25 protein-coding genes and 1 riboswitch are annotated in these 20,466 nt (G+C 67.0%); of the genes, 12 read left to right on the top strand and 13 right to left on the bottom strand.

Features of this window, described 5'->3' with window-relative positions:
• The first annotated feature begins 272 nt into the window (after positions 1 to 272).
• From dapD to J2X37_RS02795, 5 genes are all read left to right on the top strand, one after another.
• Complete coding sequence (gene dapD / locus J2X37_RS02815) at positions 273 to 1,115, top strand: 2,3,4,5-tetrahydropyridine-2,6-dicarboxylate N-succinyltransferase (protein WP_310017476.1); 843 nt, start codon at positions 273 to 275, stop codon at positions 1,113 to 1,115.
• 143 nt (positions 1,116 to 1,258) lie between these two features.
• Complete coding sequence (locus J2X37_RS02810; protein WP_310017474.1) at positions 1,259 to 1,468, top strand: hypothetical protein; 210 nt, start codon at positions 1,259 to 1,261, stop codon at positions 1,466 to 1,468.
• A gap of 37 nt (positions 1,469 to 1,505) precedes the next feature.
• The gene (locus J2X37_RS02805) at positions 1,506 to 1,730 is read left to right on the top strand and encodes a DUF2945 domain-containing protein (protein ID WP_404979587.1); all 225 of its coding nucleotides are present in this window, start codon (positions 1,506 to 1,508) and stop codon (positions 1,728 to 1,730) included.
• Positions 1,730 to 1,912, top strand: a complete 183-nt coding sequence (locus J2X37_RS02800) for a DUF3008 family protein (protein WP_310017472.1) — start codon at positions 1,730 to 1,732, stop codon at positions 1,910 to 1,912. Before J2X37_RS02805 ends, J2X37_RS02800 begins: the two co-directional genes overlap by 1 nt.
• Before the next feature lie 3 nt (positions 1,913 to 1,915).
• Entirely contained in the window at positions 1,916 to 2,344 is a 429-nt protein-coding gene (locus J2X37_RS02795) for a DUF1810 domain-containing protein (RefSeq protein ID WP_310017470.1), read from the top strand.
• Here J2X37_RS02795 and J2X37_RS02790 read toward each other — a convergent pair.
• A complete protein-coding gene (locus J2X37_RS02790; RefSeq protein WP_310017468.1) occupies positions 2,341 to 2,535 on the bottom strand; it encodes a hypothetical protein in 195 nt (64 codons plus the stop codon). The two genes, J2X37_RS02795 and J2X37_RS02790, sit on opposite strands and share 4 nt — an antisense overlap.
• A gap of 193 nt (positions 2,536 to 2,728) precedes the next feature.
• A complete protein-coding gene (locus J2X37_RS02785) occupies positions 2,729 to 3,472 on the bottom strand; it encodes a DUF72 domain-containing protein (protein ID WP_310017466.1) in 744 nt (247 codons plus the stop codon).
• A gap of 77 nt (positions 3,473 to 3,549) precedes the next feature.
• On the opposite strand from J2X37_RS02785, the gene J2X37_RS02780 reads away from it, so the two are divergent.
• Positions 3,550 to 3,951, top strand: a complete 402-nt coding sequence (locus tag J2X37_RS02780) for a DoxX family protein (protein WP_310017464.1) — start codon at positions 3,550 to 3,552, stop codon at positions 3,949 to 3,951.
• Between the two features lie 5 nt (positions 3,952 to 3,956).
• On the opposite strand, the gene J2X37_RS02775 is transcribed toward J2X37_RS02780, so the two are convergent.
• The 3 genes from J2X37_RS02775 to J2X37_RS02765 form a co-directional block, all read right to left on the bottom strand.
• Positions 3,957 to 4,208: an SWIB/MDM2 domain-containing protein gene (locus tag J2X37_RS02775; protein WP_066555351.1), complete on the bottom strand. Its 252-nt coding sequence runs from the start codon at positions 4,206 to 4,208 to the stop codon at positions 3,957 to 3,959.
• 41 nt (positions 4,209 to 4,249) lie between these two features.
• On the bottom strand, positions 4,250 to 4,834 hold the full coding sequence (locus tag J2X37_RS02770; RefSeq protein WP_310017461.1) for a YbhB/YbcL family Raf kinase inhibitor-like protein: 585 nt from the start codon (positions 4,832 to 4,834) through the stop codon (positions 4,250 to 4,252).
• A 193-nt stretch (positions 4,835 to 5,027) separates the two neighbouring features.
• On the bottom strand, positions 5,028 to 5,681 hold the full coding sequence (locus J2X37_RS02765) for a hypothetical protein (protein WP_310017459.1): 654 nt from the start codon (positions 5,679 to 5,681) through the stop codon (positions 5,028 to 5,030).
• Between the two features lie 613 nt (positions 5,682 to 6,294).
• Between J2X37_RS02765 and J2X37_RS02760 the strand changes: the two genes are divergently transcribed.
• A complete protein-coding gene (locus J2X37_RS02760; RefSeq protein WP_310017457.1) occupies positions 6,295 to 6,888 on the top strand; it encodes a hypothetical protein in 594 nt (197 codons plus the stop codon).
• A gap of 38 nt (positions 6,889 to 6,926) precedes the next feature.
• On the top strand, positions 6,927 to 7,154 hold the full coding sequence (locus J2X37_RS02755; protein WP_310017455.1) for a hypothetical protein: 228 nt from the start codon (positions 6,927 to 6,929) through the stop codon (positions 7,152 to 7,154).
• Positions 7,155 to 7,202: 48 nt separating this feature from the next.
• Here J2X37_RS02755 and J2X37_RS02750 read toward each other — a convergent pair whose 3' ends face one another.
• Positions 7,203 to 7,835, bottom strand: coding sequence for a hypothetical protein (locus J2X37_RS02750; RefSeq protein ID WP_310017453.1), 633 nt, complete (start codon positions 7,833 to 7,835; stop codon positions 7,203 to 7,205).
• A gap of 80 nt (positions 7,836 to 7,915) precedes the next feature.
• On the opposite strand from J2X37_RS02750, the gene J2X37_RS02745 reads away from it, so the two are divergent.
• Positions 7,916 to 9,502 (top strand): GMC family oxidoreductase N-terminal domain-containing protein, encoded by a 1,587-nt coding sequence (locus tag J2X37_RS02745; protein WP_310017451.1) that lies wholly within the window; start codon positions 7,916 to 7,918, stop codon positions 9,500 to 9,502.
• Between the two features lie 18 nt (positions 9,503 to 9,520).
• Here the strand turns inward: J2X37_RS02745 and J2X37_RS02740 are convergent, their stop codons facing one another.
• The 5 genes from J2X37_RS02740 to J2X37_RS02720 form a co-directional block, all read right to left on the bottom strand.
• The gene (locus tag J2X37_RS02740; protein WP_310017449.1) at positions 9,521 to 10,099 is read right to left on the bottom strand and encodes a hypothetical protein; all 579 of its coding nucleotides are present in this window, start codon (positions 10,097 to 10,099) and stop codon (positions 9,521 to 9,523) included.
• A complete protein-coding gene (locus J2X37_RS02735; RefSeq protein WP_310017447.1) occupies positions 10,096 to 10,593 on the bottom strand; it encodes a hypothetical protein in 498 nt (165 codons plus the stop codon). Before J2X37_RS02735 ends, J2X37_RS02740 begins: the two co-directional genes overlap by 4 nt.
• A 55-nt stretch (positions 10,594 to 10,648) precedes the next feature.
• A complete protein-coding gene (thiC, locus tag J2X37_RS02730) occupies positions 10,649 to 12,520 on the bottom strand; it encodes a phosphomethylpyrimidine synthase ThiC (RefSeq protein WP_310017445.1) in 1,872 nt (623 codons plus the stop codon).
• 58 nt (positions 12,521 to 12,578) lie between these two features.
• A riboswitch (TPP riboswitch) is annotated at positions 12,579 to 12,688 on the bottom strand.
• 38 nt (positions 12,689 to 12,726) lie between these two features.
• Positions 12,727 to 13,911, bottom strand: coding sequence for a hypothetical protein (locus J2X37_RS02725; RefSeq protein ID WP_310017443.1), 1,185 nt, complete (start codon positions 13,909 to 13,911; stop codon positions 12,727 to 12,729).
• Positions 13,912 to 13,991: 80 nt separating this feature from the next.
• Positions 13,992 to 15,017: a MipA/OmpV family protein gene (locus tag J2X37_RS02720; protein WP_310017440.1), complete on the bottom strand. Its 1,026-nt coding sequence runs from the start codon at positions 15,015 to 15,017 to the stop codon at positions 13,992 to 13,994.
• A gap of 136 nt (positions 15,018 to 15,153) precedes the next feature.
• Between J2X37_RS02720 and crtY the strand changes: the two genes are divergently transcribed.
• From crtY to J2X37_RS02705, 3 genes are read left to right on the top strand one after another with little or no spacing between them, the layout of a single operon-like run.
• Entirely contained in the window at positions 15,154 to 16,386 is a 1,233-nt protein-coding gene (gene crtY, locus J2X37_RS02715; protein WP_310017438.1) for a lycopene beta-cyclase CrtY, read from the top strand.
• Positions 16,383 to 17,936: a phytoene desaturase gene (locus J2X37_RS02710; RefSeq protein WP_310017434.1), complete on the top strand. Its 1,554-nt coding sequence runs from the start codon at positions 16,383 to 16,385 to the stop codon at positions 17,934 to 17,936. Before crtY ends, J2X37_RS02710 begins: the two co-directional genes overlap by 4 nt.
• Positions 17,937 to 17,988: 52 nt before the next feature.
• Complete coding sequence (locus J2X37_RS02705; RefSeq protein WP_310018057.1) at positions 17,989 to 18,969, top strand: phytoene/squalene synthase family protein; 981 nt, start codon at positions 17,989 to 17,991, stop codon at positions 18,967 to 18,969.
• Here J2X37_RS02705 and J2X37_RS02700 read toward each other — a convergent pair.
• Together J2X37_RS02700 and J2X37_RS02695 are read right to left on the bottom strand one after the other, a co-directional pair.
• The gene (locus J2X37_RS02700; RefSeq protein WP_310017431.1) at positions 18,966 to 19,625 is read right to left on the bottom strand and encodes a DUF1275 family protein; all 660 of its coding nucleotides are present in this window, start codon (positions 19,623 to 19,625) and stop codon (positions 18,966 to 18,968) included. The genes J2X37_RS02705 and J2X37_RS02700 overlap by 4 nt on opposite strands.
• A gap of 91 nt (positions 19,626 to 19,716) precedes the next feature.
• On the bottom strand, positions 19,717 to 20,466 hold the full coding sequence (locus tag J2X37_RS02695; RefSeq protein WP_310017429.1) for a 3'(2'),5'-bisphosphate nucleotidase CysQ: 750 nt from the start codon (positions 20,464 to 20,466) through the stop codon (positions 19,717 to 19,719).

Below are 20,466 nucleotides of genomic sequence, written 5' to 3'. Positions count from 1 at the left end.
CCGTCCCTTGCCGCGCCGATCCTGCGCATATCAAGTTGATGTCGGACGCAATTTTCCGACGCGATCCTCTATACGTCGCAACCATGGATATTGAGTGAACGCGTGCCCAAGTGGCTCCGCGCGATCGTTTGCTCTGTCGGGTGCCTGGCTTTCGCCTTTCGCGCCCAAAGCGTGGTTGCCCAGCGCGCGTTTGGGCGATAGGCGGCTGGCTGAGCACCGACACCTCCTGCACGGCCAATCTGCCCTGGCCACAAATGTCCGAAGGAACCGCCATGTCCGACAATGCCGCCCTGATCGCCGCCATCGATGCCGCCTTCGAGGATCGCGCCAATGTCACCCCGGCCAGCACCGAGGTGCGCGAGCATGTCGAGAAGGCACTCGCCATGCTCGATGCGGGCGAGGCGCGGGTCGCGGAGAAGCAGGGCGACGAATGGATCGTCAACCAGTGGCTGAAGAAGGCGGTCCTGCTGTCCTTCCGCCTTAACGACAACGAGATCGTGCCCGACGGTTCGGCCGGCGCGCCCGCCTACGACAAGGTGCCCTCCAAGTTCGCCGGGTGGAGCGACACGCGCTTTGCCGAGGCCGGCTTCCGCGTCGTGCCCGGCGCGGTCGCCCGCCGCGGGGCATTCATCGCCAAGGGCGTGGTGCTGATGCCCAGCTTCGTCAACATCGGCGCCTATGTCGGCGAGGGTACGATGGTCGACACCTGGGCCACGGTCGGCTCGTGCGCGCAGATCGGGCGCAACGTCCACCTGTCGGGCGGCGCGGGCATCGGCGGCGTGCTCGAACCGCTGCAGGCCGGGCCGGTCATCATCGAGGACAACTGCTTCATCGGCGCACGCGCCGAAGTGGCCGAAGGGGTGCACGTCGGCGAAGGCGCGGTGCTTTCGATGGGCGTCTACCTCGGTGCCTCGACCCGCATCGTCGATCGCGCCACCGGCGAAGTGCACATGGGTAAGGTACCGCCCTATGCGGTCGTCGTGCCCGGTGCGATGCCGGGCAAGCCGCTGCCCGACGGATCGATGGGCCCGTCGCTCTACTGCGCGGTGATCGTGAAGACGGTCGACGCGCAGACGCGGTCGAAGACCAGCATCAACGAACTCCTCCGGCCGTAACGGTCCACCCCCTTTTGCAGCGCCTGTCGGGCGGACGGAACGAAACCATCCGCACCCGCGTTTTCGATGTGAACTCGGTGCCCGCAGGGGCGCCCACATCGCGGTCCGCAACGGACCTGATGTGGACCAGACAGGAGCAATTCATGGAACGTCACGGCGACGAAGTCGAAGTCACCACCACCGAAGCGCGCAGCGGCAGCACCCCGCACGTGGTGCGCTATGTGCTGATCATCAGCCTCGTGCTGGCGATCGTGGCGCTTTCCATCGTCTGGATCACCGGCGCCGCGACGGCGGACGATCCGGTGCCGAGCGGCGCGGAATTGACCAGCGGCAAGGCCGGCGCGGAGGAATAAGCACCGTGACGTCTTTCCCCACGACAGGCGATTGCTGATGGCCAAGAACTCCTTCCGCAAGGGTCAGGACGTCCAATGGTCGTGGGGCAAGGGCACGGCCAAGGGCAAAGTGACCGAGCGCTTCGAACGCAAGGTGCAGCGCACGCTCAAGGGCACCAAGGTCCGCAAGAACGGAACCGAGGACAATCCCGCCTATCTCATCGAGCAGGAAGACGGCGACAAGGTTCTGAAGCGCGGCTCCGAGCTGGAGGCGGCAGGCTGATGCGCGCGACATCCAAGGCTCAGCAAAAAGCGGCAGGCGCGGCTCTGTCGGCCAAGCGCGGCGAGACCAAGGTCGGCGAACTGAAGGGGGCGTCGAGGTCGATGTACAAATCCATGAGCGAAAGCGAACTCGATGAAATGGCCTCGACAAAGCGCAAGGACTTGCCCGACCACAAGGACTGAGTCTTGTCCCAACTCAACCGCTTCGTCGAAGCCCAAAAGCCTATCTACCCTCGCGCGCTCGCCGAATTGCAGGACGGGGCGAAGCGCAGCCACTGGATGTGGTTCATCTTTCCGCAAATCGCCGGATTGGGTCGGAGCGAGACGGCCCGATTCTATGCGATCCAAGATGCCGATGAGGCCGAAACTTACCTTGCTCATCCGGTGCTGGGTCCAAGGCTGCTCGAATGCTGCGCAGCCCTTATGCCATGGGCCGGTCGCCGGACTATCGAGAACATTCTCGGGCCTGTCGACGCGATGAAACTGAGAAGCAGCATGACGCTCTTCGCGCAGGTCGCCGAAAATCCCGCTCCCTTCGAAATGATCTTGTCCATCTTCTTTGGCGGCCATCCCGACGAAGCTACGCTGGCGCTCCTCCGCCGGGAGCAGGCCTAAATGACGAGACGATCGCCACCATCGAAACTCTTCTGCCCTAGCCCGCCTGGACGACGGTGATGATCACGGCCTGCGTTGCCGTGCACGGCCTCGGCCTCGCCCTGATCACTCACGTTCTGCGGATCGGCGTGTGGGCCGGGATACGCATCCGCCACGGTATCGGTCCGGGGAATCACGACGACGCTCGGCATCGTTTACGCGCTCTTCGTAATGCACGGCGCGCAAATCTGGATGTTCGGGCTGTTCTATCATGCGGTCGGGGCGCTGCCGATGCTGGATGGCTCGACCTACTTTTCGGCCATCTCGTGTGGTGCGGGCATCTGCGGCATCATGCTGCTCGGCTGGTCCACTGCCGACTTCGTGCAGATATGGGCCGCATCGACTTCACCCGGCCCTGATCTTGCGCGCCAGGGTCATGGCCGCGGCGGGCGCGCGCACCTTGGCCCCGTTGATGCAGAACATCCATGCGTCGCGCCCCGCCGCTTCGTGCGCCAAGGCCCAACGTGCCCATTCTTCGATCGCGGCGGGCGGATAGCCGCGCTTCAACCGCTCGCTCGCATTTTTCAGCCGGGCATAGGCGAAATCGGTGGTGACGACATCGATCGTTTCGCTGCCCGCCGCATCAACGACCGCGATGGCGACACCGGCCTCACGCGCCAGGCTCGCGAAGTCCTCGCAGGCAAAGCTTGGATGGCCCGCCTCGATGACGTGTTGCAGCGGCAGCCCGTCGATCGCTCGCGGCAAGAGCGCGAAAAAGGCCGCCATTTCCACCGCATCGAACACGCGGTGCGAAGACAGCTGCCAAAGCACCGGACCGAGCCGGTCGCCCAGTTCGGCAATCCCCTGCCCGCAGAACCGCGCGACCGCCTCCCCGGCGTCGGCAAGGCGCGGGCGCGTGACGACGTAGCGCGATCCCTTCAGCGCGAAGCGAAAGCCCTCGGGCACGGCATCGCGCCACCGGGCAAAGGTGGCGGGGGTCTGCAGGCGCCGAAACGTGGCGTTGACCTCGATAGCGCCGAGATGCGCGGCGGCGTAGGCCAGCTCGTCCTTCTGGCGCAGGTCCGGCGGATAGAACACGCCGCGCCATTCGGGAAAAGTCCAGCCGCCGATGCCGGTGCGAATGGTCATTTGTCGTCGGGTCGCAACGCATGCATGGTGGGCCAATGATCGCCCGCCGCACCGGTTCCGCTCGCCTACGCAGCGTGATGCGCTGGCTTCTCGCCGCGCTCTACATCATCGCCGGGATCGCGCATCTGCGAGACCCCGCGCTGTTCGTGCGGATCACGCCCGACTGGGTGCCCGCGCCGGACGCGGTCATCGCCTTGACCGGGGTTGCCGAATTGCTGGGGGCGATGGCCCTGATCCAGCCGTGGAGCGGGCGACTTCGCCAGGCAGCCGGCATCGGGCTCGCGCTCTATGCCCTCTGCGTCTGGCCAGCCAACATCCATCACATGACAATGGACCTGGCGAACCCGGACGGAGGGTGGGGCCTGGCCTATCACGTTCCCCGAATGCTGTTGCAGCCGGTCCTGATCTGGCTGGCCCTGTGGACCGGAGAGGTCGTCGGTCCGGCGGCGCCAGGAAAATGGCACCGCCGGACCGGGTAACCCGATCAACCGAGGTGCTTGGACACCGCGGCAGTCATCTTGAACATCGAAATCTTTTCGTTGCCGATCACCGCGCCCAGCTTGGCGTCGGGTTCGATCATGCGCTTGTCGTCCTTCGCCTGGAGGTCGTGCTTCTTGATGTATTCCCACACCTTCGAAGTCACCTCGCCGCGGGACATCGGACCCTTGCCGACGATTTCCTCGAGCGTCGGCGAGACCGCGACAGGCTTGTTGATCGCATTGTTCTTGGCGGCCATTTTTCGGCTCCCTTCACTATCGGGATTGATCGCGGGCGGACTCATTCCACCTCGATGTCGTCCCAGTCCTCAATCTCTTCTTCGCGGGCGTAAGTGCCCGTCAGCAACGCGACGGACAGGACGTGTCCCTCCATCGCCTCCACCAGCGCCTTGCGCGATGCGCCGGGCGACAGGGTCAGGGCGGTGTCCAGCGCATAGAGCTGGAACACGAAACGGTGGGGGGCGTCATCCTCGGGCGGCGCGGGCAGCAGCCAGTCCGAATTGCCGGCCGCATTCTTGCCGGTGCGCGGCGGGGTTTCCCCCTCCATCAGCTTGCCGCGCTGGCCGGCCAGGCCGAAGACCAGCCAGTGGCATTTGCCCCCGGCATCGGCATCCTCGACGATCAGCGCCATTTCGGCGGTGCCGGCCGGCGGCTGCGTCCATTCCAGCGGCGGGGCGACCGCGTCTTCCTCGTCCGCGGTGAAGGACGGATCGAGCGCTTCGCCATCCTCGAACGCCGCGCTCGTCAGGCTGAGCCCGCCCACATTCAGCAGACCTGCGTTACCCAGGCGCGCCACGGCCAGCGCGCCGCCCCCCTCCCCCACATCGGGAAGAGCATCGTTCAGCCAGGTAGCAAGGGCAGGCATCGATCGGGCGGACTCTTTGCAGAAATGGATCACCAACGCCGGAGCCGGCGCGTCTCGCCCTTGGGAATATGGGAAAACCGTGCCCGAGGGGAGAGGCGCGAAGGGCGTTTTGCCCGGTTTAGATGCGCAACGGGGCCGGCTCGGTTGACGAGCACGGCCCCGAAGACAATTCCGAATCGGCTGACCCCTGAAATCAGGCGGACGCCGGTTGGCGCCGGCCGAACGATTCGTAGAAGCGGCGGAAGTCGAGATTGGGCTGCTCGGCCAGCCTCTGTTGCAGGCTCTGCACGATCAACCGGGCCCGGCGGCGACGCGCGGCCGACGAGGTGAACGGAATGGTCGCGTCCGGCCTCGCCCGGACCAGACGATCGATCAGCGCCTTGCGACCTTCCGGGGTGTTCGGAACCGAACGTCCGGCGACCGGCGCGGCGGGGGTCGCGTTGACGTAGCCGTCGCTATGCCACTTGCTCGCATAAGTCGGAGCAGGGTTGCTGGCCGTAACCACGAAACCGGGTCCGGGGCGAAGTGCCGGGGCGGCAGCGGGAGCCGCAGGCGCGGGAGGAGCCGTGCGAACGGGTTGCGCTCGCGGCTCGATCGGCGCGTTTCGCACCGGCGTCGCCGCCCCGGGGCGGGCAGCTCGCCTGCGACGCGAGGCGCCCGCCATGAAAAGCCCTGCAAGACCCAGGGCAACTGCCATGCCGCCGCCGACGAGAACCAGTTCGGAACCGCTTTCTTCGGGCGCGGCTTCGGCAAACACCGGAGCAGCCGATGGGCCCTCCGCCGCCGACGGCACGGCGACGGGGTCGGCGACCTCGGCGACAGTCGCCGGAATCTCGTTCGCGACCACGGTGTCGCCTTGGTCCGGGCCCGCTCGCGACGCAGCGGACGCGCTGGGCTGCGGGGTTCGGGGCCCCGCCGTCGTACGGGCAGCAGCGGGCGTTGCCGGGGCTTGCGCGGCAGGTGCTTCATCAGCGGTGGGGGCATCGGCTGCGCCCTGGTCGACGACCGCGTCCGGAACCACGACGCTTAGAGTGGGGGCGGGCGTTGCCACGGCGGCTGGCTGCGACGCGACCACGATCGGAATAGGGTCTGGTGCCGCGGCGGTTGGCGACGCATCGGTTGCCGAAGCGCCATCCTGGGCCAGCGCGGGAGTGGTAGCGAGTGCCAGGACCGCTGCAATCGCGCGGCCGGCGGGGCGGGCTAGAATAGATGTATTCATCATGGCGCAGATGATAACAGCGAATGTCATTACTCGATCCAGTCAAATTTGCGATTTCAGGGCAAGACGATTGGAAATCGAGGATGAAACGATGCTCGCTATTAAAAGCACAGGTCAACCTGAACGCTCGATAATACTTGCATTCATCCGGCATTCAGCGAATCGCGGATCTTGTTATCTTGGCGTTCATGGCTAGGATGGGGATGGTTGACCGCATCGCCTGCGCCGCTCAAATGGGTCGATGACGGGCGGCATCCTGATTACGGCATTCGATGCCTTTCCCGGCGTTCCGCACAATCCGACCGGTTGCCTGCTCGCCTCTCTCGCGAACTGCGACTATCCGGCGCTTCGCAGCGCACGTCGGTTGCTTCTACCCACGCTTTACAACGTCGCTCCCGCCCTCCTGCTGGCATCGCTCGAACCTACGCCCCGGGCGATCCTGATGTTGGGGTACAGTCGCCGCGCGACATCCGCGACCCTTGAGAGACTGTCTTCCGGCCACGTCCTGCCCGATCGGCCCGATGCGGAAGGTCGTTGCCCCAACCCGTCCGGACAGCAGGTGGAGACATGCGAGACGCGCGCAGACTTGATGACAATCCGTTCCGATCTGCGCCGGGCGGGCCTGGCATGCGAGATTTCGAGCGACGCGGGCGGCTACGTCTGCAACCACCTCTATCACGCGGCCCTTTCCGGGCCATGTGCAGCCGGCGGCCCGGTCGGACTGTTCGTTCATCTGCCGGCCCTTGCCGGAACGCCTCTGGCCATGCAGTCCGCCGGGGCGATGACGGTGAGCGCAATGCAACGTGCCCTCCGGATCATCATAGAACGGATCTGACCGGTCGGCCGTACATACGAAACCAGCGTCTCAGGCGTTTGAAAAACCATGCAGACACGACCAAGGGTTCGTTCGAACACGAGGGTCGCACCTACGTCCACACCGTCAAAGATCGCGGCGACGTCCAGCTGATCAACGGGACCACGGAAAATGGCGCGCCGTTTCGACTGGTCGTCAGCAAGGATCGCGTCCGCGGCACGTATAACGGCAATCGCGTATCGTTCGATCGCGCCGAAGTTCTGCCTATCAAGGTAGCCGCTCGCTAAAGCGCTTGCGCCGGGCTGGCGCTGCGCCAGTCCGGCATCGGCACCCGCTCAATCCTTGGGAAGCAGCCGAAGCGAATCGAGCAGCACCTCCAAGTGAGCGCGGCCCAGCCGGCTCCACACGTTGTAGGTGCACCCCTGTCCGGCAACATGGACGTAAGCCAGCGAATTGTCGCCGACACCATCCGGTCTCTCCGCGCCGTAGGGCTTCGCACCTTCAAGCCCGTAACCGGCGAAGGCGGGTTGGGCGAGTCTCTCCAACCTGATGAAGTAGGGCCATTGGCCCTTCAGTCGAGCCTCCTGCCCGTCGGCCCTGTCACTCTCGACGATGCCCGGACCGGCCACGCCATAGGCGCTCTTCACACCATCTGTGTCGAACGCGACGCCCCATCCACCCGAAAAATTCGCACGCCGCGCCTCGCCACCCGCACCCCCGTCGGTGGTGAGAACCAGCGGCGCGCACTCATCCTTGTTGGCCGCCGTAGCCCATTCGTTTCGCGTCAAATCGATGGCAAGAGGCGTGACCTCGACGATCTCAGGCGACTGCGAATCGGCCACCGGGGGCGGCGTCACCGGCTGTTGTGGCGCATCGGGCATTTCGGTGCCGTTGTTGGTCTCCTGCGGCGCGGGGTTGCAGGCGGACATAATGGCGAGCGAGGCGATCGGCAGGATTGATTTCTTCATCCCGCCATGAACGTGCGGGCGCCGCCCCCTGTTCCGTGCGCCAGCTTGCGCCGCGCGTTAGGGTGTGCTTGCCGTCGGGCATGGATAGTTTCGACTACATCGTCGTGGGCGGCGGCAGTGCAGGATGCGTTCTGGCCAACCGGCTGAGCGCGGACCCGCGAAACCGGGTCCTGCTGCTGGAGGCGGGGGGCCGCGACAACTACCACTGGATCCGCATTCCGGTCGGCTATCTCTACTGCATCGGCAACCCGCGCACCGACTGGTGCATGGCGACGGCGGAGGAAGCAGGCCTCAACGGTCGTTCGCTGCGCTATCCGCGAGGCAAGGTGCTGGGCGGCAGTTCTTCGATCAACGGCATGATCTACATGCGTGGGCAGGCGGCGGACTACGACGGCTGGCGGCAGATGGGCCTGCCCGGCTGGGGCTGGGACGATGTCCTCCCCCTCTTCCGCAAGGCGGAGGATCATTACGGTGGCGAGAGCGAATTCCACGGCACCAGCGGGGAGATCCGCATCGAAAGACAGAGGCTGCGCTGGGACATCCTCGACGCGTTCCAGCGCGCGGCAAACGAGGCGGGCATACCACCAACTGGCGATTTCAACGACGGCGACAACTTCGGGTCGGCTCTGTTCGACGTCACCCAGAAACGGGGCAGGCGATGGAGCGCGGTCGACGCCTTCCTCCGCCCCGCAATCAGGAGACCGAACCTGAAGGTCGTGACCGGCGCCCATGCCGACCGCGTGACGTTCGACGGCACACGCGCCGTCGGGGTCCGCTGGCACGCCGCCGGGACGGCACACGAAGCGCGGGCAGACGGCGAAGTGCTGCTGACCGCCGGCGCGATCGGATCGCCCGCCATCCTCGAGCGCAGCGGCATCGGCGATGCCGCGCGGCTCGCCGGGGTCGGCATCGCGAGCGTGGTCCACAACCCGCAAGTCGGCGAGAATCTGCAAGACCACCTCCAGATCCGATGCGCCTGGGCGGTGACGGGCGTCTCCACTCTCAATGTCCGGGCAGGAAGCCTGTGGGGCAAGGCGCTGATCGGCCTCGAATACATCCTCAACCGCTCCGGTCCGATGGCAATGGCGCCCAGCCAGCTCGGCCTCTTCGCGAGGTCCTCTCCCAATGTCGCGACGGCGGATCTCGAATACCATGTCCAGCCGCTCAGCCTCGAGGCATTCGGCGGGGGGTTGGACCGGTTTCCCGCCTTTACCGCCAGCGTCTGCAATCTGCGCCCGTCGAGCCGAGGATCGACCCACATCGAGAGCGCCACGCTGGACGATCACCCGACGATCCGCCCCAACTATCTCGCGACAGAGGACGACCGCGAGGTGGCCCGCCGTGCGGTGCGGCTCACCCGCCGCATCGTCGCGCAGCCGGCGCTCGCCCGCTACCGGCCCGAGGAAGTCCGCCCCGGCATCGCCGTGCAGGACGATGTCGCGCTGGACCGGGCCATCGGCGACATTGCCACCACCATATTCCACCCCGTCGGCACCGCCGCGATGGGCCGGGTGGTCGATGCCCGGCTGCGAGTGAACGGCGCGCAGTACCTGCGGATCGTCGACGCCTCGGTCATGCCCACGATCACCAGCGGCAACACCAATGCGCCGACTATGATGATCGCCGAAAAGGCCGCCGCCATGCTGCGCGAGGATGCGCGGGCCTAGCGGCGGCACCGCGCCCAATCAGGCGCAGCCTTCGACGTAGCCGAGCACCGGTGCGGTGCCGACGTGCATGTCGGTCACCTTGCCCGCGCCGTCGAGTTCGAAGCGCACCGCAGCGTCGCCGCTCGCGGCGTTCGGCGCGGTCAGGTCCACTCCGCCTTCGACATACTTGTGCGGGGTTTCGCGAAAGCCGGGGAAGCTGCCGTCGACCTGGGCGCGGGTGGCGCCGACGCCGATGCCTTCGACGAATGTCACGTCCGATCCCTGCCCGGCGGTGATGCGGCGGACCGCGCCGTTTTCGACTATGGCGTAGACGCCCGGATAGGCATCGGACTTGTAGATCAGGCAGGCGTCGGAGGCCTGCATGTCGGGCTTCGTCCAGCCGCTGCCGGCGGGAACCGGCTGGCCGATCTTCAGCGGGCCCAGGCCTTCGAGGGTCATCGTCCGGTCGAGGCTCGCTTCCGTCGCCGTGGCGGCGGGGGCGGCCGGGGCGGCGGTTTCGCTTGCCTCGGCAGTGGGAGCGGCTTCGTCCGTCGGCGTCGGGGCCGAACAGGCGGAGAGGGTCAGGGCGAGCGCCGTTGCGGCCAGCAATGTCTTCATGGGCCGAACAACCCGCGAAGGGCGCGGCGGTTTCCGCCGATCGGGCGATCAGGGTGACAGCGGAGTTCGGCGGGGACCGGGCCGGTGACGCTGACGCCGCCGCGCCGCGCATCGCCCGAGGGATCGGCGACGAGCGTGACGACGGTGCCGCCCGAGCCGAAGCTCATGCGTTCCTCGCTGCCCACTGGCGTGAACGCGTTGACGTTGACTAGCAGCCCCTCTCTGGGAGCGGCGCCGTTGGGACAGAACAGGTGGACCTTGGCCGGCTCCCCCTCGACCACGCCGAAAAACAGGCCGTCGCCTTCGCCGCTCGATACCATGTTCCACTTGCCGGGCACCGACGAGGGGGGCGATGCGCTGGCGGCGGGGTTGGCCGATGCCGTGGCAACAGGCGGATCAGGCGTGATCGGGTCGTCGCTATCCGGCGCAGGCGCACCGCAGGCGGGGAGCGCAAGGGTTGCGAAAAGGGCTAGAGCGCCGGGGTGTCGGGTCATGCCCGATCAACCCCGCACGCCCTCGCCCGGTTCCGTCATTTCTCAGGCCGAGCGATCAGTCGTGCTCGCGATCGCCAGCCCCCATGTACAGCTCTGAGCCGGTTTCCTTGAACACCCGGCTCATCTCCTCCATCCCCTTTTCCGCGTCCTCTGCGGCGCCAACCGACGCAAGGAACTGGTCGCTGGGCTGGTTTTGCTTGGCGGCGAATTCGCGGACTTCCTGGCTAATCTTCATCGAGCAGAACTTAGGCCCGCACATCGAGCAGAAGTGGGCGGTCTTCGCCCCTTCGGCGGGCAGGGTCTGGTCGTGGTACTGTTCCGCCGTGTCGGGATCGAGGCTGAGGTTGAACTGGTCGCGCCAGCGGAACTCGAACCGCGCGCGCGACAGGGCATCGTCGCGCACTTGCGCCGCCGGGTGCCCCTTGGCCAGGTCCGCCGCGTGGGCGGCCAGCTTGTAGGTGACCACGCCGACCTTCACATCGTCACGGTCGGGCAGGCCGAGGTGTTCCTTGGGCGTGACGTAGCAGAGCATCGCCGTGCCGTACCAGCCGATCTGCGCCGCGCCGATGCCGCTGGTGATATGGTCGTACCCCGGCGCGATGTCGGTGACGAGCGGCCCGAGGGTGTAGAACGGCGCTTCGCCGCAAGCCTCGAGCTGCTTTTCCATGTTCTCCTTGATCTTGTGCATCGGCACGTGGCCGGGGCCTTCGATCATGACCTGAACGTCCTGTTCCCAGGCGCGCTTGGTGAGTTCGCCCAGCGTGTAGAGCTCGGCAAACTGCGCCTCGTCGTTCGCGTCGGCGATCGAGCCGGGGCGCAGGCCATCGCCCAGCGAGTAGGCGATGTCGTAGGCCTTCATGATCTCGGTGATCTCGTCGAAGTGCTCGTAAAGGAAGCTCTCCTTGTGGTGGGCAAGGCACCACTTCGCCATGATCGACCCGCCGCGCGACACGATGCCGGTGACGCGCTTGGCGGCGAGCGGCACGTAGGGCAGGCGCACGCCCGCGTGGATGGTGAAGTAGTCGACGCCCTGCTCAGCCTGTTCGATCAGCGTGTCGCGGAAGACTTCCCAGGTCAGTTCCTCGGCGATGCCGCCGACCTTTTCCAACGCCTGGTAGATGGGGACGGTGCCGATCGGCACGGGGCTGTTGCGCAGGATCCATTCGCGGGTGTCGTGGATGTTGCGGCCCGTCGACAGGTCCATCACGGTGTCCGCGCCCCAGCGGATCGACCAGACCATCTTGTCGACCTCGCTCGCCACGTCCGACGCGACGGCGCTGTTGCCGATGTTGGCGTTGATCTTGACCAGGAAGTTGCGACCGATGGCCATCGGTTCGGATTCGGGGTGGTTGATGTTCGACGGGATGATGGCGCGGCCGCGCGCCACTTCGCTGCGGACGAATTCGGGGGTGACGTATTCGGGGATCTCCGCGCCCCACGACTGCCCGTCGCGGACATGATCGCGGACCATCTCGCGGCCCAGGTTCTCCCGCTCGGCCACGTATTCCATTTCGGGGGTGATGATGCCGCGGCGCGCGTAGTGCATCTGGGATACGTTCATCCCCGCCTTGGCGCGCAGCGGGCGCTTCACGACGTTGGGGAATGCGGGCACGCCGCCGCTGCGGTCGGGGCCGAGCTGGCCGTTATCCTCGGGGCGGACCATGCGGGCGTCGTATTCCTCCACATCGCCGCGGTCTACGATCCAGTCGCGGCGCACGGCGGGAAGGCCGGCGGCGATGTCGATCTGCGCGTCGGGGTCGGTATAGGGCCCGCTGGTGTCGTAGACCCGCACCGGCGCCTCGCCGCTCGACGGTTCGAGGCTGATCTCGCGCATGGCGACCCGGCGGGGGCCGACGTAGATCTTGCGCGATCCGCGGATCGGGCCGGTGGTGACCCCGATTTCCAGCTTGGAATTGATATCGGCCATGACAGGTCTCTCTCGGTCTGCATCGGAGCCTTGGGAGAGGGACCGCGCGCGTGATCCGGCCAGGCGCGCCTCCCTTCCCTCCGCCCGGATTAACGGGTTCAGGTTCGACGGGTCGACTGGCGCTACCCAGCCCTCTCAGCCTTGAAGCAGGCTCCCCGGGGTTGCGGTTACACTTAGCACGTATGCGAAAACCGTCCAGCCGAGAGTTACGGTGAAACAGCATCCGCAGCAGGCGGCGCATTGGCGAAGATACAGACTCCGATCGCGCTTTGCCTCATCATGTAAAGAAAATCGGCGCGGTCGCACCGATCGACAATGACATCACCTTGGGGATGCCAGACATCATAGGGCATGGAGCGGTTGCGATAGAGCAGAACTGGTCCGGTATTCACGGCGAGGCGACCCGGATAGTTCGAAAGAGCTTTGTCGAGCCGAGCAAACTCCGCCCTCGCCTGCTTCGTTCGTTCGAAATCGAAGGGCCAATGCATCCAAACGGCGAGCAGAACAAACGGTATGGTACCAAAACCAAGCCTTGCCGAAGCGATGCTTAGGGGAACCAGCATCGGCAAAAGGTAATGTGGATAGAAATTCGGCACCGCAACGAAACTGAGCGCTGTCGCGAGCAACCAGCCGCTCAAGAAAAGACGGTGACGCGATAATGCAAGCCCGGCGAGGCCCGCAAAGACAACCGGAAACGCTTCGATCAGCCGCTTCGCGATGAGCACCGCCGACTTCGCTTCATTGTCTATCGGAGCGAGGAATACGCATGCCCAGAAGCGATCGAAATGGCTCAGAAAAGGTAGGGCGGTGAGCGCAAAGGGAAAGCAGCCCAAAGCCACGAACTTCACCGCATCGCGTAAGGGCCTGTTACGCATGGCGTAAAGGCCCAGAAAGATCGCTTCGAAAACAGCGCTGTGCTTTATGGTTATAGCTGCACCGCACAAGATCATGGCCAAGCCGACCTTGCGGTTAAAGAAAATTAGCCAGCCTGCAGCCGCGACCAAAAGGTTGTAGAAAACGGGTGCCTGACCACCATTGCCAAACAACAGAGCAAGACCGGCAAGATACAAGCAGCCCGCAGCGATGCCTCCAGCGCTTCGCGAGAACGCATAGATCACGAAACCTGTCGTCGCGGCAAAAAGGGTAGCAACGACTTGGTAAGCGGCCGGATCGTGACTGATAAACGCAATCAGATAGTAGATCAGAAAAAGACCGAAGGGTTTTCGATCGTAGATATCGATGTAGGGCAGTAGCCCGTCATGCATCTTGATGCCGACGAGCATGTAGAAACTCTCGTCAGGCTCGAGCGTCGGATTGCCAAAGGTTGCGCTGCGGATAAGAAAAGCGAAACCTGCGATCAGTGCGGCAGCTATCCAGTCGCGCTTCGTCATGCCATCCGACTAGCCGCGACAGGCAGCAAACGGCAAACGCTATTACGGCCCCCGGTCGCCACACTCCGTCCGACCGCTCCTCAGAACGCGTAGCCCACAGCGACGAAGCCGCCGTACTGGTTGCGGTCGCCGCGCATCGCGGTGAGCGGGGTTTCCGCCGCGCTGCCGCGCAGGCGTTCATAGGTCAGCGCCGCGCCGATGCCGAAGCCGCCATTGCGGAAATCGCCGTCGAGGTCGAAGCCGTAGTAGAGCTTGGCATTGGTGTCCTTGCGCCCGCCGCGCGCGTCGTAGGCAGGGAGCAGCCCACCCGTCGCCGCGCTGCCTTCGGGCGTGATGCCGTAGTAGTAATCGGCATGGTCGCCATCGACCCAGGTCGTGCCGACCGATACGCCGCCGCCCATGCCGGTCGAGAGCGCCGTGAAATAGGAGACGGAAAGCGAGGTCGTGCGCCCCGCACCGTTGCCCGATACGTCCCAGCGGGTGCCGGTGTTGAACGAGAGCGAATCCGCCGGGGTCAGCAGCTTCTTGAACGAGATCCCTGCGCCGAAGCCGGCCTCCACAGTCTTGTCGAGCCGGGGAAGCAGGTTCACCACCTCGTCGTCCACCGATCCGCTGCGCGTTGTGCGATAGCGCACGTCGGGGCCGAACGAGAGTTCGATGTTGCCCGGAAGATTGGGAATGAGGTCGAGCTCTATGCCGAGCCCACGAGTGGCGAAGCCGATGCCGCCCACCGATCCGCGCACGACCCCGCCGAACTGGGTGCCGTAATCGTCAGACCCGTCGTAATCGGGCAGGTAGCCCGCGCCCAGCGCGACGATCACGTAATCGCCTTCGAAGACGCTGTCGATTTCCGCGCTCGGGATATCGGGAAACTCGGTGAGCCGGGTGTCGAAGGCGGCGGCGGCCCCGGTCAGGACCGGGCCCGCGTTGCCCCCCGCGCTGGCCAGCGCCGGGCCGGAATCCGCGGCTGCGGCGGTTTCGGCCATGGCCGGGGCCGCGACGAAAAGACCCACGGCAAGAACGAATGCGCCCGCGATGCGCGAGAGCGAGGAGGGCCAGGGCTGCGCGAGTGCGGCGCAGGCACCTGCGTGAGCAAGGTTCTTCAAAATCGTATTCCTGGAAATCGTTTCCCCCTGAACGCGCCGTCGCTGCGCCTGTTCCGCAGCGCAGCACCGTGATCCGATCCCCGGTGCGGACCAGACCCCGCTTGCAAGGCGCGGCTGTCCGTGCGAGCAGGCGGCGATGCAGGGCCGCTTCGACATCGCGATAGCAGGCGCAGGGCTGGCCGGGTCGCTGATCGCGCTGACTCTTCGCGCCCGCCGCCCCGACCTTTCCGTCGCCCTTGTCGACAAGGGCGAGAGCGTGGGCGGCAACCACGTCTGGTCCTTTTTCGCGACCGACATCGCCGATGCCGACCGCGCCCTTGTCGATCCGCTGTGCATCGCGCGCTGGGACAATGGCTACGACGTTCTGTTCCCCGCGCTCGAACGCACGCTGCCGACCTCCTATCGCAGCGTGACGAGCGAGCGGCTCGACGCCGCGGTGCGCGCCGCCTTGCCGGCCGATGCCCTGTTTACCGGGCGCGCGGTCGCCTCGCTCGATCCGGCGGGGCTGACGCTGGCCGACGGCGCGCGGATCGCGGCGGGCACGGTGATCGACGCGCGCGGGCTGGATGGCGAGCGGCTGACGCGGCTGTCGGGCGGGTGGCAGAAGTTCGTCGGCGCGATGCTGGAATGCGAGGCGCCGCACGGGCTGGAACGGCCCGTCGTCATGGACGCGACGGTCGACCAGATCGACGGCTATCGCTTCGTCTACTGCCTGCCGTTCTCGCCGACAGAGGTCTTCATCGAGGACACCTATTACAGCGACACCCCCGATCTCGACGTCGCGGCGCTGACCGCGCGGATCACCGATTATGCCGCCGCGCGCGGCTGGCGCGGCACGCTGGGCCGGTTCGAGAGCGGCGTGCTGCCGGTCGTCACCGACGCCAACTTCGCCGCGTTCCAGGCCGAGGGCGGCGAGGTCGCGCAGGCGGGCGTGCGCGCGGGCCTGTTCCAGCCGCTGACCAGCTATTCGCTCCCCGACGCGGTGCGTTACGCGTCCGCGCTCGCTGCCCTCCCCCGGATCGACCATCGCAGCGTGCTCGCCTGGTCGCGCGCCTACGGGCGGCGGCACTGGCGCCGGGGGCTGTTCTATCGCCTGCTGGCGCGCATGCTGTTCCGCGCCGCGGAACCGGACCAGCGCTACCGCGTACTGCAACGGTTCTACGGACTGGACGGTATCCTCATCGAGCGTTTCTATGCCGGTGCCAGCACGCTGGCTGACTGGGCCCGGGTATTGACCGGCAAGCCGCCCGTGCCGATGGGCCGCGCGGCGCTGGTGCTCGCCGGCATCGGCGCGCCCGGCCGGCTGACCCGTCCCGTTGCCCCGCCCCACCCCCTCACCGCACCCCCAGCGACCGAAGGAATGCCATGACCGACCAACCGACCGTCCCCGTTCCGGTTGCCCCGCCGGCTGGCGAACGGGCGGTGGAACCGACCGGCCGCACCGCCGCCGTCATCGGCGCGGGCTTCGGCGGGCTGGCGCTGGCGATCCGCCTGCAGTCCGCCGGCATCCAGACCACGCTGATCGAGGCGCGCGACAAGCCGGGCGGCCGCGCCTACGTCTGGGAAAGGGACGGCTTCACCTTCGACGCGGGGCCGACGGTGGTGACCGACCCCGACTGCCTGCGCGAGTTGTGGAACCTGTCGGGCCACGACATGGCGAAGGACATCGAGCTGGTTCCGGTGACGCCGTTCTACCGGCTGCAGTGGGACGACGGCACGACCTTCGACTATTCGAACGACATGGCCAAGCTCGCCGCCGAGATCCACAAGCTGAACCCGGAGGATGTCGCCGGGTACGAGGAGTTCTCGCGCTATTCGGAAGGGGTCTACGAGGAAGGCTACCTCAAGCTGGGTCACGTGCCCTTTCTCAGCTTCTCCTCGATGATCAAGGCCGCGCCGGCGCTGGCCAAGTACCAGGCCTGGCGCAGCGTCTATTCGATCGTGTCGAAATACGTGAAGAACCCCAAGCTGCGCGAGGCGCTGTCGTTCCACACCCTGCTGGTCGGCGGCAACCCGATGACGACGAGCTCGATCTACGCCCTGATCCACAAGCTGGAGAAGGACGGCGGCGTGTGGTGGGCCAAGGGCGGCACCAACCGGCTGATCGCCGCGATGGTCACCCATTTCGAACGGCTGGGCGGCGCGGTGCGGCTGGCCGATCCGGTGGCGCGGATCGACACCGTGGGCAACCGGGCGACCGGGGTGACGACGCAGTCGGGCTGGTCGGGCAAGTTCGACGCGGTCGCGACCAACGCCGACTTGATGCATTCCTACCGCGACCTTCTCGCCGGCAACCGGCGCGGTCCGGCGATGGCGAAGTCGCTGGCGAGAAAGCGGTGGAGCCCCAGCCTCTTCGTCGTCCATTTCGGGGTGGAGGGTGCCTGGCCGGGCATCCCGCACCACATGATCCTGTTCGGCCCCCGCTACAAGGGACTGCTCGACGACATCTACAAGTCGGGCGTGCTGCCCAAGGACTTCTCGATCTACCTGCACCATCCCAGCGTCAGCGACCCGGCCATGGCGCCCGAAGGGATGAGCACGTTCTACGCGCTCGTGCCGGTCGCCCACATGGGCAAGCTGGCGGTGGACTGGGACCAGGTCGGCCCGCTGCTCGAAAAGCGGGTGCTGGACGAGGTGGGCCGCCGCCTGATCCCCGACATCCACGACCGCATCGTCACCAAGTTCCACTACACACCCGCCGATTTCGGCACCGACCTTTCGGCGCACATGGGCTCGGCCTTCAGCCTCGAGCCGGTCCTGACGCAGAGCGCCTATTTCCGCGCGCACAACCGCGACGACGAGATCGGCAACCTCTACTTCGTCGGCGCGGGGACGCATCCGGGCGCGGGCATTCCCGGCGTCGTCGGTTCGGCCAAGGCGACGGCGCGGATCATGGTGCAGGACATCGTGCGTGGCTGACAGCCGCGCGGCGCTTTCGGACCGAACCGTTCTTCCCGGCACGCGGCTCGCACTGGCCGACCGCCAGGACCTGGTCGCCCACGCCCGCGGCGTCATCGCCCGCGGGTCGAAGAGCTTTGCCGCCGCATCCCTGCTGTTCGACCGGGCAACGCGCGAGAGGGTCTGGCTGCTCTACGGCTGGTGCCGCGCGGCGGACGATCTTGCCGATGCGCAGGACATGGGCGGCAGCCTCGGCGACCAGGCCGACGCCGCGGCGCGGCTGGCGACTATCCGGGAACGCACCGCCCTTGCGTTGGCGGGCGAGCCGACCGGCGACCTTTCCTTCGACGGGCTGGGCGTAGTGGCGCGCGAATGCGGGCTGACCGCGGCGATGTGCGACGATGTCGTCGCGGGCTTCGCGCTCGACGCCGACGACTGGCGCCCCCGGACCCAGGCCGACATGCTGCAGTACTGCTACCACGTCGCCGGCGCGGTGGGGGTGATGATGGCCAAGGTGATGGGCGTGCCGGACGAGGATGCCGACCCGCTTGCCGGCGACACGCTCGACCGGGCCTGCGATCTCGGCATCGCGTTCCAGCTTGCCAACATCGTGCGCGACGTGTGGGAGGACGATGCCGCGGGCCGTTGCTACCTGCCGCTCGAATGGCTGGTCGAGGCCGACATCCCGCCCGGCCAGCACATGAAGCCCGTTTACCGCGCCGAGCTCGTCGCCATGGTCCACGACGCCTGCGTATTGGCGCACGCCTACGAGAGCAGCGCGCGGATCGGTGCGGCGCGGCTGCCGCTGCGCTCGCGCTGGGCGATCCTCGCCGCGACCGGCATCTACGGCGCCATCGCGCGCAAGGTGGAGGATGCCGGCATCCACGGCTGGGACCACCGCGCCTTCACCACCCGGTTCGAAAAGCTGCGCCATGTCCTCGGCGCGGGCACCGCCTGCCTGCGCGCGGTGCCGGACAGCTGCGCGGACGAGGCCCGCGCCCGCCCGCTCACCCGCCGCGATTTTGCCGCGCGGGCGGCGGCGCAGCGCGGCTAACCGGCCCTGCGCCTGCGGCCCAGCCCGACGACGATGGCGACCAGCGCGGCCAGCCCCGCCGCCAGCCACGTCGCCCCGCCGCCGATCCGCATCTGCAGCGCGGCCCCGATCACCCCGCCGCAGACCAGCCCGAGCCAGAGCACGAGATAAGGGAGCCACGCCATCCGCGCCCCGCCCGCGAGCATGTCGGCAAGGCGCAGGCCCAGCTTGACCAGCGTGCCGGTCATGTAGGTCAGCCCGACGCGGACATCGCCGCCGACTTCGAAGGCCAGGTTCATCGCCCCCATCGCGGCGGCGAGCGGCAGCAGCGGCGACGCGCCGCCGCCAGGGCCGTCGAGCAGGGCGGACAGCGCCATCAGGCCCGCGACGAAGCCCAGCACCGCGCTTTCCTTCGACGCTTCGCCGACCCGCCGGCGCAGCAGCGAGGCGACGACGGTGCCCGAAACGAAGGCGGCGATGAGCGCGAGGGCCAGCAAGGCGGGGGTGGCGGACGATCCGCCTGCCAGCGCCTCCCCCAACCCGACGCCCAGCCGGGTGGAGTTGCCGCTCATGAACGAGACGAAATAGCCGCCGCTGGCGAGAAAGCCCACCGCGTCGACGAAGCCTGCCAGCCCGGCGAGAACGACCGCCAGCACCCCGATATGATGATCCCGCATGGCGCCGACCCTAAAGTGGCGGCGCGCGTCCGGCCAGCGGGAATCCGCAAAGCCCGCAGCCGAGCGTTCGGCCGAGGCCTCAGCCGAGGCCTCAGCCGATTTGGGCGACCAGCGCCAGGACCCGCTCGGCGTGTTCCTTGCGGCAGATGAGAAGGTCGGGCAGCGAGACGTCCTTGTTGTTGTAGGTCATCGGCGATCCGTCGATGCGGCTGGCGTGGAGGCCGTGCGCCAGCGCGACGGCGGCCGGCGCGCAGTTGTCCCATTCGTACTGGCCGCCCGAATGGAGGTAGATGTCCGCCTCCCCCCGGATGACCGCCATCGCCTTGGCCCCGGCGCTGCCCATCGGCACCAGTTCGGCGCCCAAAGCCTCGGCCACGGCCTGGCTGTCGGCGCCGGGACGGGTGCGGCTGACCACCATGCGCAGCCGTTCGGGAACCGGCGGCAGCGGCTGCACGCGATCGGTGCGCAGGACCTGCGGCACGCCCGGCAGCGCCACCGCGCCGATGACCGGCCTGCCGCCGATGGCCAGCCCGACGTGAACCGCCCAATCGCAGCGGCGCTCGCCGTATTCGCGCGTGCCGTCGACCGGATCGATGATCCAGACCCGCTCCTTGCCCAGCCGTTCCTCGGTGTCGGCGCTCTCCTCGCTCAACACCCCGTCTTCGGGGCGCTGCTCGGCGATGGCGCGCATCAGGAAAGCGTTGGCGACTGCGTCGCCCGCCTTGCCCAGCGCCTTGCCATCGATCAGGCCGCTGTCGCGCACTTCGACCGCGATGCGTCCCGCCGCCTCCGCGAGCCTGGCCGCCAGTTCGGCGTCGTCCGCGATGATGCTTGCCGCCAT

Origin of the sequence: Croceicoccus sp. BE223 (genome assembly GCF_031457155.1) — a bacterium.
Lineage (GTDB): Bacteria > Pseudomonadota > Alphaproteobacteria > Sphingomonadales > Sphingomonadaceae > Croceicoccus.
Note: the sequence above shows the minus strand (reverse complement) of the source record. Positions and strands in the feature narration are given on the sequence as shown.